The 17,404-nt window shown below is 31.9% G+C and carries 18 protein-coding genes; 9 read left to right on the plus strand and 9 right to left on the minus strand.

What is annotated here, in order from left to right:
* Positions 1-143: 143 nt before the first annotated feature.
* A complete protein-coding gene (locus tag BTO05_RS02440; RefSeq protein WP_087491130.1) occupies positions 144-2,144 on the minus strand; it encodes a thiamine pyrophosphate-dependent enzyme in 2,001 nt (666 codons plus the stop codon).
* A gap of 147 nt (positions 2,145-2,291) precedes the next feature.
* On the opposite strand from BTO05_RS02440, the gene BTO05_RS02445 reads away from it, so the two are divergent.
* From BTO05_RS02445 to BTO05_RS02475, 7 genes are read left to right on the plus strand one after another with little or no spacing between them, the layout of a single operon-like run.
* Complete coding sequence (locus tag BTO05_RS02445) at positions 2,292-3,239, plus strand: isopenicillin N synthase family dioxygenase (RefSeq protein ID WP_087491131.1); 948 nt, start codon at positions 2,292-2,294, stop codon at positions 3,237-3,239.
* A 60-nt stretch (positions 3,240-3,299) separates the two neighbouring features.
* Entirely contained in the window at positions 3,300-3,629 is a 330-nt protein-coding gene (locus tag BTO05_RS02450) for a translation initiation factor (RefSeq protein WP_087491132.1), read from the plus strand.
* 3 nt (positions 3,630-3,632) lie between these two features.
* Positions 3,633-4,574 carry a DUF1835 domain-containing protein gene (locus BTO05_RS02455; RefSeq protein WP_087491133.1) on the plus strand — a complete coding sequence of 314 codons (942 nt, stop codon included), beginning with the start codon at positions 3,633-3,635 and terminating at the stop codon, positions 4,572-4,574.
* Positions 4,564-5,436 (plus strand): nucleoside phosphorylase, encoded by an 873-nt coding sequence (locus BTO05_RS02460; protein ID WP_087491134.1) that lies wholly within the window; start codon positions 4,564-4,566, stop codon positions 5,434-5,436. Before BTO05_RS02455 ends, BTO05_RS02460 begins: the two co-directional genes overlap by 11 nt.
* A gap of 5 nt (positions 5,437-5,441) precedes the next feature.
* Positions 5,442-5,648, plus strand: coding sequence for a hypothetical protein (locus BTO05_RS02465; protein ID WP_087491135.1), 207 nt, complete (start codon positions 5,442-5,444; stop codon positions 5,646-5,648).
* Entirely contained in the window at positions 5,645-6,499 is an 855-nt protein-coding gene (locus BTO05_RS02470; protein WP_087491136.1) for a substrate-binding domain-containing protein, read from the plus strand. Before BTO05_RS02465 ends, BTO05_RS02470 begins: the two co-directional genes overlap by 4 nt.
* A gap of 51 nt (positions 6,500-6,550) precedes the next feature.
* Positions 6,551-7,150 (plus strand): hypothetical protein, encoded by a 600-nt coding sequence (locus tag BTO05_RS02475; protein WP_087491137.1) that lies wholly within the window; start codon positions 6,551-6,553, stop codon positions 7,148-7,150.
* Here BTO05_RS02475 and BTO05_RS02480 read toward each other — a convergent pair.
* Positions 7,143-7,817, minus strand: coding sequence for a uracil-DNA glycosylase (locus BTO05_RS02480; protein WP_087491138.1), 675 nt, complete (start codon positions 7,815-7,817; stop codon positions 7,143-7,145). The two genes, BTO05_RS02475 and BTO05_RS02480, sit on opposite strands and share 8 nt — an antisense overlap.
* Entirely contained in the window at positions 7,765-8,262 is a 498-nt protein-coding gene (locus BTO05_RS02485) for a hypothetical protein (RefSeq protein ID WP_087491139.1), read from the minus strand. Before BTO05_RS02485 ends, BTO05_RS02480 begins: the two co-directional genes overlap by 53 nt.
* A gap of 191 nt (positions 8,263-8,453) precedes the next feature.
* Between BTO05_RS02485 and BTO05_RS02490 the strand changes: the two genes are divergently transcribed.
* Positions 8,454-10,622 (plus strand): endonuclease MutS2, encoded by a 2,169-nt coding sequence (locus BTO05_RS02490; protein ID WP_087491140.1) that lies wholly within the window; start codon positions 8,454-8,456, stop codon positions 10,620-10,622.
* On the plus strand, positions 10,619-11,041 hold the full coding sequence (locus BTO05_RS02495; RefSeq protein WP_087491141.1) for a thiol-disulfide oxidoreductase DCC family protein: 423 nt from the start codon (positions 10,619-10,621) through the stop codon (positions 11,039-11,041). The genes BTO05_RS02490 and BTO05_RS02495 overlap by 4 nt, the downstream gene beginning before the upstream one ends.
* Positions 11,042-11,324: 283 nt before the next feature.
* On the opposite strand, the gene BTO05_RS02500 is transcribed toward BTO05_RS02495, so the two are convergent.
* From BTO05_RS02500 to BTO05_RS02525, 6 genes are read right to left on the minus strand one after another with little or no spacing between them, the layout of a single operon-like run.
* Positions 11,325-12,482 carry a flavohemoglobin expression-modulating QEGLA motif protein gene (locus BTO05_RS02500; protein ID WP_087491142.1) on the minus strand — a complete coding sequence of 386 codons (1,158 nt, stop codon included), beginning with the start codon at positions 12,480-12,482 and terminating at the stop codon, positions 11,325-11,327.
* On the minus strand, positions 12,482-13,312 hold the full coding sequence (locus BTO05_RS02505; protein ID WP_087491143.1) for an N-formylglutamate amidohydrolase: 831 nt from the start codon (positions 13,310-13,312) through the stop codon (positions 12,482-12,484). Before BTO05_RS02505 ends, BTO05_RS02500 begins: the two co-directional genes overlap by 1 nt.
* 6 nt (positions 13,313-13,318) lie before the next feature.
* The gene (locus tag BTO05_RS02510) at positions 13,319-14,473 is read right to left on the minus strand and encodes a rhodanese-like domain-containing protein (protein ID WP_087491144.1); all 1,155 of its coding nucleotides are present in this window, start codon (positions 14,471-14,473) and stop codon (positions 13,319-13,321) included.
* 9 nt (positions 14,474-14,482) lie between these two features.
* Complete coding sequence (gshB, locus tag BTO05_RS02515) at positions 14,483-15,520, minus strand: glutathione synthase (protein ID WP_087491145.1); 1,038 nt, start codon at positions 15,518-15,520, stop codon at positions 14,483-14,485.
* Between the two features lie 58 nt (positions 15,521-15,578).
* Positions 15,579-16,901 (minus strand): dicarboxylate/amino acid:cation symporter, encoded by a 1,323-nt coding sequence (locus BTO05_RS02520; protein ID WP_087491146.1) that lies wholly within the window; start codon positions 16,899-16,901, stop codon positions 15,579-15,581.
* Positions 16,902-16,925: 24 nt separating this feature from the next.
* A complete protein-coding gene (locus BTO05_RS02525; protein ID WP_087491147.1) occupies positions 16,926-17,390 on the minus strand; it encodes a hypothetical protein in 465 nt (154 codons plus the stop codon).
* Between the last annotated feature and the right edge of the window lie 14 nt (positions 17,391-17,404).

Consider the following 17,404-nt stretch of genomic DNA (forward strand, 5'->3'; position numbering starts at 1 on the left):
TTTAAATCAGGTCTTGAGAATGTAAACCCAAATCTTGTAAAAAATTACCCTATAATATTTGAGATATTTAAAATCTTTTTCAAATTAGCTGCAGTTATGTGTCTTTTTAGTATAGTTTCTTACTGGTATAATTATTTTGCAAATTAATACTCCAACAACTCCAACAATTCCTCTTCAAACCTGCCTTTAGCCAAATATTGCTTCTCTAACTCAGCATCAAAAGGTATTGGTGTTTCTATACTTGCCACACGTTTTACAGGCGCATCAAGATGCTCAAAACACTCTTCCATTATCATAGCAGAAATATCACTTGCAATACCACCAAACATAGAATCTTCTTGTAGTATAATCGCTTTATTTGTTTTCTTTACCGAACTAATAATAGCGTTTTTATCCAAAGGCTGTAATGAACGTAAATCAATTACATCTGCAGATATATCAGGATTATTATCTAAGACTTGTAATGCCCAATGCACACCAGCACCGTAAGTAATAATAGTGATATCATTTCCTTCTTTTAAAAGCGACGCTTTACCTAATGGTAATGTGTAGTAACCCGATGGTACGTCTTGTCTAATACTTCTGTATAAGGCTTTATGTTCAAAAAATAACACTGGGTTTGGGTCATTGATAGCTGTTGCTAATAAACCTTTAGCATCCATTGGAAATGCAGGATAAACCACTTTTAACCCAGGTGTTTTGGTAAACCAAGCTTCGTTAGTTTGCGAATGAAATGGTCCAGCAGCAACACCAGCACCACAAGGCATACGTACTACGACGTCTGCTTGCTGATTCCAACGGTAATGTGATTTTGCTAAATAATTGACAATCGGATTAAAACCAGAACTCACAAAGTCTGCAAATTGCATTTCTACAACAGCTTTCATTCCGGCAATGGATAATCCCATACCTGCTTCTACAATAGCAGATTCACAAATCGGTGTGTTTCGGACACGTTCTTTACCAAACTGCTCTAAGAAACAATCTGTAATTTTAAAAACACCACCATATTCTGCAATATCTTGACCCATAATAACAAGGTCGTCGTGACGTTCCATAGATTGCTTTAAGCCTTCAGATATGGCGTCAACCAAACGCAACTCTTGGGTTTCTGAATTTTTACTAACTTCTTGATATACAAATGATTTATATACATCATTTAATTCAGTAGTTAAGTTAGGAGTAATATGTTCTTCAGCATAAGCTTTATCCAAGTTTTCGTTGACTTCGTGTACAATAGCTTCCTTAAATTCAACCTCTTTTTCTTCAGTTAATATTTTTTTGTTTTTTAAGTATTCTTGGAAGTTTTCTAAAGGGTCTTTTGCAGCCCAATGGTCCATCAAATCTTGAGGGACATATTTTGTACCACTCGCCTCTTCATGACCACGCATTCTAAAGGTTTTAAATTCTAATAAAACTGGTCTTGGTTCTTTTCGAATACTTTCCGCTAATTCAGATACTTTGGTAAAAACTTCAACAATATTATTACCATCTATGATATGTGATTCTATACCATATCCTTTTCCTCTATCTGCTAAATGTTCGCAATTATATTGTTCAGAAGTCGGTGTAGATAGTCCATATCCATTATTCTCTATACAGAACAATACAGGTAATTGCCATACCGAAGCTACATTTAATGCTTCATGAAAATCACCTTCACTTGTTCCGCCTTCGCCAGTAAAAACAGCTGTAGCTTTATTATTTTTCTTAAGTAAATTTGCTAACGCAATACCATCTGCAACACCCAATTGTGGTCCTAAATGCGAAATCATACCGACAATATTAAATTCTTGTGTTCCGAAGTGAAAAGAACGGTCACGTCCTTTTGTAAAACCACTCATCTTTCCTTGCCATTGACAGAATAAACGATGTAAAGGAATCTCACGTGTTGTAAAAACACCTAGATTTCGGTGCATTGGTAAAATATATTCATCGGCATTAAGCGCCATGGTAACACCAACAGAAATCGCCTCTTGACCAATACCAGAAAACCATTTACTAATCTTACCTTGTCGTAGTAAAATAAGCATCTTCTCCTCTATTAATCTAGGTCGAAGCATGTTGTAATACAATTGTAATAACTTTTCGTCACTCAATGAAGCGATATCAAAACGCATTTGTTTTGTAGTCGGATTAGACATGTAGAATTTAATTTAATAGTCAATCAAATGTAATTAAAATAGATAGAATTCATAATGAATCATGAATCAATTTTATTCGTTTAAAACTCCCATTTTTAGTGGGTTTTCATTAAATTTGTCAATACATAACCTAAATAAATACATATCATGGACAGAATACCTAGTGTAGACCTCAAGGATTTTTTATCTGATGACCCTAATAGAAAACAAAAATTTATTAATGAAATAGGAAAAGCTTATGAGGACATAGGTTTTGTGGCATTAAAAGGTCATTTTTTAGACGACAAGCTTGTAGATAGCCTTTACACCGAAGTCAAAAACTTTTTTGATTTACCTGTAGAAAAGAAGCGCGAATACGAAATTGAAGGCATTGGTGGACAACGAGGTTATATTTCATTCGGAAAAGAAAGCGCAAAAGGTAAAAAAGAAGGCGATTTAAAAGAATTTTGGCACTTTGGTCAATACGTTGAAGATGATGAAGAACGTCGCAAAGAATATCCTGAAAATGTTGAAGTTAAAGAACTTCCAGAATTTAATAAAGTTGGCAAACAAACCTATGCTAAGCTTGAAGAAACAGCCAAATACGTATTACGTGCTTTAGCTTTATTTGTCGGTTTAGAAGAAACATATTTTGATAATTATATTCATAACGGAAATTCTATATTAAGACCAATTCATTATCCACCAATTATAGATGAACCTAAAAATGCTGTACGTGCAGCTGCTCATGGCGATATTAATTTAATTACGCTATTAATGGGTGCTCAAGGTCGTGGATTACAAGTACAAAATCATGATGGAGAATGGTTAGATGCCATTGCAGAGCCAGATGAATTAATGATTAATGTTGGTGATATGCTGTCTAGACACACCAATAATAAATTAAAATCTACAATACACCGTGTTGTAAATCCTCCAAGAGAATTGTGGGGCACATCGCGCTACTCTATTCCTTTCTTTATGCATCCTATAAGTGAAATGAAATTAGATGTCTTAGAAAGCTGTATTGATGAAAACAATCCAAAACAATTTGAAGATATTACTGCTGGTGAGTTTTTAAATGAACGTTTGATTGAACTTGGACTTAAAAAATAGTCTCAATTAAGCTTCACCGAATAAAATAAACACTTCAGATTAAAAGCTGTTTTCTAAATTATGGATTTACAAGACCAACTTAAAAACCTATTTCCTGACCATACACCAGAAGTTTCTGAGAATGAAACTGAGGAGAATTCAGATATTTGGTTACAAGACGACCCAATTATTTGTAAGTACGAAAAGCGTAAAGGAAAACCTATTACTATACTTGAAGGTTACAATGGAGCTACAGAAGATTTTAAAAAATTAGCAAAAGAACTTAAGCAAAAGCTCAGTGTTGGTGGTAGTTTTAAAGACGATAAAATAATTATTCAAGGCGATTATCGAGATAAAATTATGGCTATGCTGAAGGAAAAAGGCTTTAATGTAAAACGCGTTGGCGGTTAATTTATGTCTAAAACAATTCTACATATTACAAACGGTGATAGCCTTACTGATTATCTAAGAGAATTAGATTATAAAGAAGACATATTGACTTGGCGAGAAATGCTATGTGAAGGTCCAACAGTTCCACTTATAGATTCTGAAGATTTTTTTAATCTGAGAAAAGCCTTTTTATCTCATTATTATAACATAAATCCTAGTGATTATAATTTAAGAGAATCTTTACAAATACTTGATAATAGCGATAAATATGACGAGATTCACTTATGGTTTGAATACGATTTATTTTGCCATATAAATTTAATAGCAGTCATTAGCTTACTACATCAAAAAGAGATTAACATACCTCTCTACTTAGTTTGTAGTGGACGTGTAGATGGAGAAAAATATTTAATGGGTTTGGGTGAATTAAATCCTCAACAGCTACGAAAACACCATGATAATCGTGTGCTTTTAACAAATGATGATATTGACTTAGCAGTAGCATTATGGCGTACCTATTGTTGTAAAGACCATAATATTTTTAAACCATATATAACTCAAAATTCTAGTTTTAAATATTTAACCAATTGTTTAAAAGCGCATCTAAAACGTTTTCCGAATCAAAAAACAGGACTTTGTATTATTGAAGAGAATATTTTAAAATTAATTAAAGATAAAGACATTAATTCTGAACATCATTTATTAGGCTATTGCCTAAATTATCAGGGCTATTATGGTTTTGGTGATTCACAATTCAGGAGAATGATAGCCAAACTCTCTGACTTCTTTGAAGAAAAAGATAATCAATTACAGTTAACAAGAAAAGGTCATGAAGCATTGATTGGAGAAGTCAATTTTTCCAAATCTATAAATAATGATATAGATTACGGAGGTATATCTCGCTTAGATTATCAATTCAATATTTCAGAAAATAAACTTATAAAAACAGTATCTAATGTCAATTAAAAACTCTGAACTTATATTAAATCCTGATGGTAGTGTATATCATCTCAACCTGAAGCCAGAGCATATTTCTGATACCATAATATTTGTTGGAGACCAAGATCGTGTCGAAAAAATTACTAAGCATTTTGATAGTATTGAGTTTACGACTCAAAAAAGAGAATTTAAGACGCAAACAGGTCACTATAAAGGCAAAAGAATTTCTGTAATTTCGACTGGTATTGGACCAGATAATATAGATATTGTACTAAATGAGCTTGATGCGCTTGTAAATATCGATTTAGATACCCGTAAGCCAAAAGAAAATCTAACGAGTTTAAATATAATAAGAATTGGTACTTCTGGTTCTTTACAAAAAGATGTGCCAGTAGACTCGTTTTTAATTAGTACACATGGTTTAGATATCAACGGTATGCTTCACTTCTATCAAATCGAAGGTATAAGTAATCCAGAAATTGAAAATGAATTTATTAAACACACCAATTGGGATAAAAATAAAGCCCGCCCAATAATCATTAATAATAGTGCTTATTTACAACAATTCTTCGAAAGTACAGATGTACATAAAGGTATGACTGGAACTGCTGGTGGTTTTTATGGACCACAAGGTCGCGTATTAAGATTGCCACTCCAAGATGCAAGTCTGAATAATAAACTAGATAATTTTAGTTATAAAGATTATAGAATTACCAATTTTGAAATGGAGACTTCTGTGATTTATGGACTATCAAAGCTTTTAGGTCACGAGGCTTTATCACTTAATGCCATTATTGCTAATAGAGCAAATGGTACGTTTAGCCAAAACCCAAAGTATACTGTAGAAAAACTTATTAATTATGCTTTAGATCGTATTATAAACTTATAAAATCAATGAAAAAATTTGCTAATGTCCTTTACGTTGTTGCCATTTTCTTATTGATAGGTACAGTCATCAGAACTTTAGTCTACCTAATTATTGGTTTGCCTGGAGAGCGTATCTTTAGAATTGAATTAATTATATTTTGGAGTGTTATCACTGTAATTATTATCTACAGAAATAGCGTTGCAAAATCAAAAAAAAATAAAAGTAAATTTTGAAAAAAATAAATATCGGTGGCGTACCAGAACATTTCAATTTAGCTTGGTATCTTACTCTAAAGAATGGCGAATATAAGGCAGAAGGCATTAATCTTCGTTGGCATGACTATCATGGTGGTACAGGTCAAATGTGCAAAGGACTTCGTGAAGGTGATATCGATATGGCAGTTATTCTTACCGAAGGTATCGTAAAAGATATCATCGCAGGCAATCCTTCTAAAATAGTACAAACTTACACACAATCGCCTTTAATTTGGGGTATACATGTCGCTGCAGATTCAAAATTTAAAACCATTGAAGATACAAAAGGAACACGAGCAGCAATTAGTCGCTATGGCTCTGGCTCTCATCTTATGGCATATGTAAATGCAAAGGATAAGGGCTGGGATTTAGAAACTGATATGGATTTTTCTGTAATTAAAAATCTAGATGGCGCTATCCACGGATTACTTAATGGTGATGCAGATTATTTTATGTGGGAAAAATTCACCACAAAACCATTAGTAGATGATGGCACTTTTAGACGTATCGGGAATTGTCCTTCGCCATGGCCTTGCTTTGTTATAGCTGTAAGAAATGAATTTCTAGAGAATAATGAAGACGATGTCAAAACAATTTTAGAAATCATAAACGGAACGACTTCCGAATTCAAAAATATTCCAAGTATAGACCGTACTATTGCCAATCGATACGAGCAAGAATTAGAGGATGTACAAGAATGGTTATCACTCACCGAATGGTCACAGGAATTAATCAAAGAACAAACTTTAAATAAAGTACAAGACGAGCTATTAAGTCTAAATATTATACCAGAAAAGTGGAAATACAACGATTTGGTTCATAAATTATGATTTGGTGACGCAACCTTTTCAAATAGTTTCATCTATTAAAAAACCAAATTCATGAAACCTCTTTCGCTTTTAATTATGGTCGTAATTTCGTTATGTGCGTCATTATGTTGCCCAGAAGAAGATGATATTTTTACAAACACAGAGTTTGTTACTAATAATGGTCTAATAGCTGTTGGTAATGACGAATCGTCTTTTAATGTTGATGATATTATCTTTATTGAGACATCTATTGAAAACAATCAAACTACAACAAACGGTAATGCTATAAATCTGAGTGACTTTACATATAGTGAAATCGGTCAATCTAGAGCATTTATGAATTTGGTTCTCTATAAGGAAACTGGTTTTGGCAGTATTGTTGAAATTCCTTTAAACCAAAATTCTATTGAAATTATCAATGGAGAAGTTACTACAAATGGTGAATTTATTCAAGTATCTAGTCTTTATGATGGCTCAGGATTTAGAAGTAGGTTTGGAATAAAGCTGTTAGAATCAGGCACGTACTATCTAGGTGGTACTGGACTTTTATCATTTAGTGGAAATGGAACAGTAACAATATCAATAGGAGTTTCAGAACTTGGTTTTGTGAATATAGATTCTTCAATTGTAAATGCCGATACACAAGCACGATATACATTTACGGTTAACTAATTATCCAATCTATTTCAGCCTTACCATTAGATTTCAAAAAAGTATTCGTTTTACTAAAATGTTTGTTATCAAACCAATATCCACGATTAGCACTCAAAGGCGATGGATGTCCTGAGTTTAAAATATGATGTTTTTTCTGGTCAATAAGTTTCACTTTTTTCTTTGCAAAACCACCCCAAAGTAAAAACACAATATCGTTTTTATATTCACTAATTGTTTTTATAACTGAATCAGTAAATGTTTCCCAACCTTGCTTTTGATGACTTCCAGCTTCATGAGCTCTAACCGTTAATGTAGCATTTAACAATAATACACCTTGCTTTGCCCAAGATATTAAATTACCATTTTTTGGATACGGCATATTTATATCAGACTGCAATTCTTTAAAAATATTGATTAAGGATGGTGGATGAGATATACCATCATTTACCGAAAAACATAAGCCATTAGCTTGATTTGGTCCGTGATATGGGTCTTGACCTATAACTACAACTTTTAAATCATCAAACTTACAATGATTAAACGCATTGAAAATTTCTGAACCTTTTGGGTAACACGTATTTTTAGAATATTCATGTTTAACAAAATCGGTAAGGCTTTGAAAATATAGTTTTTCAAATTCTTCTGACAGATGCTTTTTCCAGCTGGAATCTATAGATACGTTCACTGAACAAAGTTAACAAATAAGTGAAAATTATATTTATGCTACTCAATCTAATTTTTTCTAAATCATCAATCTCTATTATCATTCCTCTTACCAATCTAAAATCAATAACTTTATTTCTCTGTGAAATATTTGAAAAATCAATTTCAAAATCCAAGAATATCTTTCCATCTATTATTTTATATTCTCCTGTACCTTCAATATCTCCCAAATATCCTATTGTTCCACAACTTCCAATTTTAGTTTCTTTTATATTTTTACTTTTCCTCTTTTCTTCAATTGTATATGGTGAGTAATGTAAATAAGATATGTATTCAAATCTTGAATCGTTTTTTATTATTAAATATTTAAGCTTATCAGATGAAATATATTTTCCTTTTTCGATGTTTTTTTGAGATTGAGCACACAAACTGATAGATGCAACTATTAATAAAATTAAAGTTTTCATTATTTAAAATTTTAAGTGAAAGATACATTGTGATAAAAATTATAAAAAATAAGAATGAGTGAGTGTGACTTTTAATTTAGTTATTATCATTATTTCAATAGTTAATAATGTTTCTAACTATAAAACCATCTTAATGCATTAGGTGTAAAAGCCGAATTGGCTTAAATTTGCTCTCGGAAATTAAAATTATAATGATTAGTATACATCAGAAGACTTTAGATGATTTAGAGTTCGGTACAGTCCAATCTCAATTAAGTGAACATTGCATCACTAATTTAGGTAAAGAAGCTGCACTTGCTGTGATGCCATTTTCTGATGTCGAAATTCTTAAAAGAGAACTCTCTTATACCAACGAATATTTGTCTTCTTTTGACAACGATAACCGCATTCCTAATCATGGGTTTGAAGCCTTGACTAAAGAAATCAAACTTTTAAATATTGAAAACACATATTTAGAAGTCCAAAGTTTGCAAAAGATTGTAAGTACATCATTAACTGTAAACACGATTTTAAAATTCTTAGAAAAATTCAAAGAATATTATCATAATCTTCATCAATTATCAAGCCCTATTGAACACAATACGACTATAATAGAGCAAGTTGATGCAGTAGTAGACCGTTTTGGAGATATCAAAGACAATGCGTCGCCAGCACTTTCAGTTTTACGAAAGTCAATTACTAGCTTAAGGACTAAAATAAATACAAGTTTTTCTTCAGCATTAAATAAGTATCATGGGTTAGACTACTTAGATGATATTAGGGAATCTGTAGTAGAAAACAAACGTGTTCTAGCCGTAAAATCTATGTACCGTCGTAAAGTCAAAGGTGCTATTATGGGCGGAAGTAAAACAGGAAGTATTGTCTATATCGAACCTGAAACAACTCTGAATTATTCAAGAGAACTTAACAATCTTGAATATGAAGAAAAAGAAGAAGTCATTAAAATTCTCAAAGAATTAACCGATTACATTCGGTTATTTTTACCCTTACTTGAAAAGTATCAAGAGTTTTTGATAAAAATCGATGTTATTTCGGCTAAGGCAAAATATGCGCGTAGTATGAATGCTATTCTGCCAGAGATTTCTGAAGAACGTAGTATGTATCTGCGAGATGCTTATCATCCGCTACTCTATTTAACGAATACAGAAAAGGGTGAAAAAACATTCCCTCAAACTATAGAATTAGCTGACGATGCTAGAATTATTGTTATCTCTGGACCAAATGCAGGTGGTAAAAGTATTACCCTAAAGACCGTTGGTCTATTACAAGTTATGCTTCAAAGCGGTATGCTTGTCCCTGTACATGAACGTAGCAAAATGTGTTTGTTTAATAGAATACTGAGTGATATTGGAGATAACCAATCTATAGAAAATCATCTGAGTACATACAGTTACCGTTTAAAACAAATGAACTACTTTTTAAGAAAATGTAATAAAAACACGCTTTTTCTTATAGATGAATTTGGAACAGGTTCTGACCCAGAATTAGGTGGTTCGCTTGCCGAAGCTTTTTTAGAGGTGTTTTATGACCGTAAAGCTTTTGGTATAATTACAACACATTACTCTAACCTAAAATTATTAGCAAATGAATTACCGTACATGCGTAATGCAAATATGCTATTTAATGAACGTACATTAGAACCGATTTATAAGTTAGTTATTGGACAAGCAGGAAGTTCGTTTACCTTTGAGGTTGCTCAGAAAAATGGTATTCCATATAGTTTAATTAACAAGGCAAAGAAGAAGATTGAACGAGGTAAAGTAAGATTTGATGCAACAATTGCAAAACTTCAAAAGCAACGTAGTCGACTAGAAAAAACAGAGCAGTCTTTAAAGCAAAACGAAAAGAAAAAACAAACTGAAGCAGATAAGTTAGAAGAGATAAATAACAAAGTTCAAAAGAAACTCGAAAGCTATCAAGAATTGTACGATAGCAATCAACGCTTAATTTACTTAGGACAAAAAGTAAATGATTTGGCTGATAAATTTCAGAACAATAACAAGAAGCGTGAGTTAATGGCAGAGTTATTTAGATTGGTACAAATAGAAAACTCAAAAAAGAAAAAAGTTTCTGCCAAACAAAAACGGGCTGAAAAAGCCAAAGAAGCTCAAGTAAAAAAGGAAGCTGAAAAGAAAGTAGACATTATCCGACAAAAGAAGAAGAAAGCAAAACAAAAAGAGAAAGAAAAACCTGCTCCTCCAAAACCAGTTTTAAAAATTGGTGACCGTGTACGTATGCATGATGGAAGAGCTATTGGAAGTATTGATGATATAGAAAAGAATAAAGCCATTGTAAACTATGGACTTTTCACAACAAATGTAAGTGTAGATTTATTAGAATTGGTTGAAGCAAAAAAATGATAGACAGCATTCCAAAACACAAGCAATTAATACTATTCGATGGTGTATGTAACCTTTGTAATAGCAGTGTTTTATATGTTATCAAACGAGATAAAGAGAATCAATTTTTATTTGCACCCTTACAAAGCAAAATAGGAGAAACTATCATTAATGAATTTAATATAGATACCACTCAAACAGACTCTATATTACTTTTTAAGCCTGAAACTCATAAAATAACAAGTAAATCTACTGCAGCTTTGAAGGTTGCCAAATCATTGGGTTTCCCAACAAATATCCTAAGTATATTTTTGATTGTTCCGACTGGTATTCGTAATTGGGTATACGATTTTATTGCAAAAAATCGTTACAAATGGTACGGCAAAAAAGAATCGTGTATGATTCCTACACCAGAATTAAAATCTAAATTCTTAGATTAAACTATACTAATCCAAAAGTATAGTTTACTCATCAAAATACATGTTTAACTAAAACTAAGTTTCGAAACTCAGCGCCTTAAAGTAATTTTCGTACTGAGTTTAAAAGTTGATGGTTGATTAGGACTGCTATCTGCAGTCCAAGTAAAAACCTCTAAGCAAAATTATGTTAGTTTGAGCCTAACTTCAGTTAGTTAGGAATGAATCAAACTCTTACCTTATGGCGAGTCTACCCTATTGTAAGTGTCATTTTGATGATAGACCGAAAAATTTGGCTTTGAGGTTTTTATTTTAATCCTTCAAGAATAAAATCTAACTTCGAATTCCTATTCTTATTTTCAAGATAGGCATCTGTATAATGAATTGGTGGTATCGCCAAGCCTTTATCAATCAATTTGTCAATAGTTTTGGTATAAGACATACAAACCTTTCCCATTAATAGCTTTCCTAAATCTTTATTAGCATTAGCATGTTGAAATACATTTCGTAAACCAGTGAGATATAAAAAGTCTTTTGTAAATCCTCCACCACGATGTATACGTTGTGTGATACTAAATGCTTTGTTACGTTCTAATTTGTATTGTCCGTTTAATAAATCAAATGTATCCGAAAAGTTATAACCTTTACTAAGACTATCGGCAGCAATAACTCTAAACGCTAATTCACGCAGTCTATACATCGTTAACGAACCCGACATATATTCGGCATAAACAGCTAAACCCTCTTGGGTTTCGACATTATTTGGGAAACCATTAGAAAACACTTTAAGAGGTTGAGATAAACCATTAAAAGTCGTTACAAGATGTACCCCAATTTCATGATTTGCTAACACAAGCAACTGATTATTACTGAATTTATGATTTTTGCGTAACACCAAAGTCTGGGTGTTATTTAAAACCATAGCTGCAGCAGACAAATTATTATTAATCTTTACGTTGTATTCAAAATCATAGCGTTTCGAAAACTCGTCAAAATATTGTTTTGCATAATCGGCATTATGAATTGGCTCTAAATCTGCATCATCATCTTCATCAAAACGTAGAATAAACTTAGCATTTTCAATATCTCTCTCAGTTGGAGTTCCAAAACTTTTAAGGCTATTGTAGTAAAATTTTTTGCCTTTTCCAATGGTTTCTATACATTCAATAAGACCAGAATATTCGTAAATAATATCTTCATATAATTGACGAATGTCATTGTCTTCAATACGCTCTAATCGCTGTGAAAATAGTAATCGATGTAATTTATAACCATCAAATTTAATTTTTGGATATTTAAATTCAGGCTCATAATTATACTTATCAGAAAAGAATTTCTTTTTTTCAGCCGCAATATTAAGTGGGTTTATGTAATTGAGTAATTCGATATTCTTTACCAATCTATTAAGATTAGCATCGATATCAAAAATGGCTTCAAACTCTGGTGTTGTCTTAATTTGAGACATTAACTAGAAAAGGTTTTATAGAATTCAGAAGCATGTTTAGGCAATAAATCTTTAAGCTGATTCTCTACCGCTACAACAACTTCAGGGAAAATAATTTGATTATACTCATCGCAGTAAACTTTTGCGATTTCAGTAGCCAAAACTAAAGTATTTTTAAAATTATTAGTTATAAACTTTAAGAAATATCCGTTACCATAAAAGGTATTATTTATCTCTGCTGTTTGTTTAATGTTATTTGGCAACTCTATCGATGATAATGTGTTACGCCATGACTCAATACAATGACCAAAACGTTCATTATCGACATTTGAAGTACCTAAATTCCAAGTTGGTACTTCTCTATCCCAACGCTGCCAATTATAACTATGCATGTCATAAACGATACAAACACCAAATTTTTCTTCTAATTTTGAAATCAACACATTTACAACTTTATAAAAATTGGCATGTTTTTGTTCACTCTTCACTTTTTGACTAGAATCTAAGGGCGATTTCCATAATTGTTTTCCCCAAGCAGTTTCAAAAACAGCTTCTTCTGGTGTTCTATTTAAATCATATTCAAAGCGCGAATCACAACCTGCTATAACTATTGGGTGTGACGCAATCATATTTTTAGTTTCTGGATCTTCTTCGTACCAACGGTCATACTCAGTATGCAAGCAATTAGTCCATAATTCTTTTCTGAATTGATGTCCGTCATGTACAGCACCACAGGCATAATGGACGTATTTTTCGATTTTTACAGTAAATGAATAATCATCAGAAACAGCATGAAAACATTTTTCAGCTTCGATATTTTTAATGATTTCAGCAACAGCAAGTTTTTGCATAAAAACCTATTTTAAAATGCGTTTTAAAAATAATAACATAGAATGTTCTTTGATGTCAAAATCACCATCTGCAAAGAATAAACCCTTGATATCAGCTATAACTTCGTCAATCTGGTCTTTTGAATAATTGTTAGCTTCAATAGATTGTAAAATTTTCTGAATACTTTTAAAATCATTATCCTTTGAGAATTCATCATGGATTTTTTGAAATGTCTGCATATCTACTTTGGATATTATAACATTTCGCTCGTGATTATCTTCTTTAAAATCTGAATGTGCAGCGTATAATAAAATGTACGCCATGAGTTCATCTTTTGTCCATTTTGGTGCTTCCATATTATTTGTTGTTAATGTTCCGTATTCTGTCCATGAACCATCATATACTACTACATCCTTATAACCAGCTACTGTTGCGCCTAAAGCTAGGTTACAAGCCGTTATTCCGGAGCCACAACTAAAAACTAACCTTTGCTGTGCGTCAATATGGCTATTGAATATTTGTATTAATTCTTTCTTAGACTTAAAGGAATTTCCTTTAAGTAATTCTGTGTAAGGTAAATTTAATGAATTTGGAATTGTTCCGCTGCGTAAACCTTTTCTTGGTTCTGGTGTATCTCCTAAGAATCGTTTTTGTGAACGTGCATCAAAAATTATGGCTTTTTTTGAAGTTGAATACGATTTTATACCACTAAAATCAGTCATCAAATTTCTATTAGGTTCTGATTTAAAATTTCCAATAACATTTGATACAATATAGTTTTTTGCTATTGGAAGTTTGTGAGCTAACCATTCTGGCAAACCACCATCTAAAACAGCAATATTATTATGTCCAAAATACTTAAAAAGCCACCAAGCTCTTGAACTCGAATAAATACCATGGCTATCATAAACAACCACAGCATTATTAGTGTTTATACCAAGCTTTTGAGCTTCAAATTGAAATTGCTCAAGAGAAGGCAGTGTATTTGGAAATTCTGCATTTGTATCACTAAATTTTTTTTTAATATCAAAAAATTGTGAATTAGGGATATACTCTGGATTCTTTTCAAGTTTTGTACCAGCAACTCTAGCAATAGTGGCATCTAAGACTACTAAATTTTCAGCTTCAATATTTCTTTGAAGCCAATCTACTGAAACTAATGATGTATTGATCTGAAGCATAATTAAGAGCTATGCATCTTCAACTGTCTTGCGCAAACGCGTTCTTCTATTAAAAGCTTCTAAATTATCAAGTACTTTACTTTCAAGGAAATCTATTACCTTTTCTTCAACCTTGCGTTTGTTTTTATATACTTTATTAATGTAGGTAATTCCACCAGGTGACATAACATTTACTTCCACCAATTTGCCTCCAATAACATCAATACCAACAAAATACAAGCCATCTTTTACGAGTTTTGGTCCAATCTGCTTACAAAGTGCTTTTTCTTCTTTTGTCAAAGTATGTTTTTGTACAGAGCCTCCGGCAGAAACATTAGAACGATGATCATCATCACCAGGAACGCGCTTCATTGCACCTACAGCTTCTCCATTAAGCAACAAAATTCTTACATCTCCTTTATCTGCGCCTTCAATGTAATCTTGAAGAATCACGTAATTAGATTCTCCATCACCAGCACTAATATAAAAATCCAATAAAGAGTTAATATTACTCATCGCTGATTTTTCAATAAGTATAACTCCAGAACCACCAAAACCATTTAATGGTTTTAAAATCATTTTATCGGATTTAGACTCTTTAATTTGTTGAATTAAATAGTTTTTGTTTTTTGAAACATGGGTGTTTGGTATGATATTACTATGCGCGTCTCCAAATGCTGCTGTGTATAATTTGTTATTAGCTTCTCGCATACCTTGAAGAGAATTTATAATAAAGACATCATCTTTTACAGAATCTAAGAAGTTAAGCATCAATGGGTCTAATGGTGGATTTGCTCTAAAAAAAATCGCATCAAAACCTGCTAAAGGCAGCATTTCTTCTCTTAGTGTCACCTTTTTATAAAATGCTTTTAATGTAGATGGTACTTTATCAATACGTCCAACAACATTACAAAACGCATTAGTCACACTATCACGAATAGTTAAATTTGCAGGCGTACACATAGCAACGCCATGTCCACGTTTTGCACATTCTTTGATCAAGGCGAGACTAGTATCATTTTCTGGGTCTATTTCTTCCCAAGGATACATAATAAAACAAACATTCATAATTTGGCGATTAGTTTTTATTAAAAGTTAAGATACTAACTTTAAGAATTTTATCAAATTATTTTACAGCTTCGTAATTATCATCCCATTCCTTAGGTTTTGGATCATGCAACTTATCTAATGATTTGGCAACTAATATCGAAACTGTAGCATCTCCTGTAACGTTTACAACAGTTCTACACATATCCAATGGTCTATCTACAGCAAATATCAAGGCTAAACCTATTGGTAATAGTTCTGCTGGAAAACCAATAGATTCTAAAACGATAACTAGCATTACCATACCAGCACTTGGTACTGCTGCTGAACCGATTGAGGCTAATAATGCTGTAAAAATAATAACCAATTGATTTGTAAAAGTAAGTCCTTCTGGCCAAATCACTTGCATAATAAAAACAGCTGCAATACCTTGATACAAACTTGTACCATCCATATTTACGGTTGCTCCAACAGGTAACACAAAACCTGAAACTTCTTTATCGACTCCTAAATGTTCTTCAACACGCTCCATAGTTACTGGTAATGTTGCAGCACTACTAGACGTTGAAAATGCTAATAATTGGGCAGGACTAATCTTACTTAAAAACCACATCGGTGATTTCTTTGTGTAGACACTAACTAATAAAAGATAGAAACCAATCATTAAAATTAAACCGCCGACGACACAGAATGCATATTGTAAGAGTTTGACTAATATTGTAGTATCGTCAAAAGCGATTATGACGTTTGCCATCAAAGCAAAAACAGCATAAGGCGCAAAAAGCATAATTAAGTCAACCATTTTCATGACCACTTCATTGAGCGAATCGAAAATATCTATCATTGGTTTAGCCTTCTTCTCTCCTATTAATAATAAACAAATGCCTACAAATAATGCGAAAAATATGATTTGTAGCATACTTGCATTAGCCATTGACTGAAAGATATTACTAGGAAAGATATCGACCAATGCTTGCAATGGTCCAGCATCTTGTTGAGCACTAGCTTTCATTAATTTATCTGTGACGCCTGCATCATTTTCATATTTAAGCTTAATGTTTTCGATAGTTTCCTCAGGCATTCCTGTTCCAGGTTTTACCAAATTAACTATTGATAAACCTATAATTATAGCAACTAATGTTGTTCCTATATAAATCCCTATCGTACGCAATCCCATAGATTTAATCTTAGAAATATCTTTTAAATCTGATATCCCTTTGATTAAAGACGCTAATATTAATGGTACAGCAATTAGCTTTAGAAGATTAATGAAGATTTTGCCAAAAGGCGCAATCCAATCTGTAACAAATTGTTGTCCGTTAACAGAATTCATAATAAAACCAAAAATGATTCCTAGAACCATTCCTATGATAATCTTCCAATGTAATGCTAGTTTTTTCATGCTTTAAATATCCTATTAAAAATTTTAGTTCTTGATTTTTATCTCAATTGGGCCAATTTCCTCTAAACCACATTCTGTACTTTCTTCATGTATTGGATTAATATTTAATATTTTATACATGTTCCAAAGTTGATTATGATTGGTGTATATAGTTTTACCGTATTTAAGAGATATTTTTAAATTTAAGTTATTTTCGATTTTATATGTTTTTGAGAAAATTTTACACTTAGGGCCATAAACCTTTAATTCAATTCTATTATTTATAATATCTGATTTATTCAATGCAAAAATTCCAATACCATCGAAATCTGAAATTGCCGTTTTTATTCTTTTATTATTTGAATATACCTCAATTATAGCTGAATGAATTACCGATTCAGTTTTTTTCTCAATTGTAGTAAGCTTAACTGTAAAACGTTTATTTAATTTATCTTGACTATTGATAGATAAAATGCTTAATAACAATAAAAAATATAACGCAAATTTCATTTATATAAATTATA

It is taken from the genome of Winogradskyella sp. PC-19 (assembly GCF_002163855.1).
Taxonomy (GTDB): domain Bacteria; phylum Bacteroidota; class Bacteroidia; order Flavobacteriales; family Flavobacteriaceae; genus Winogradskyella.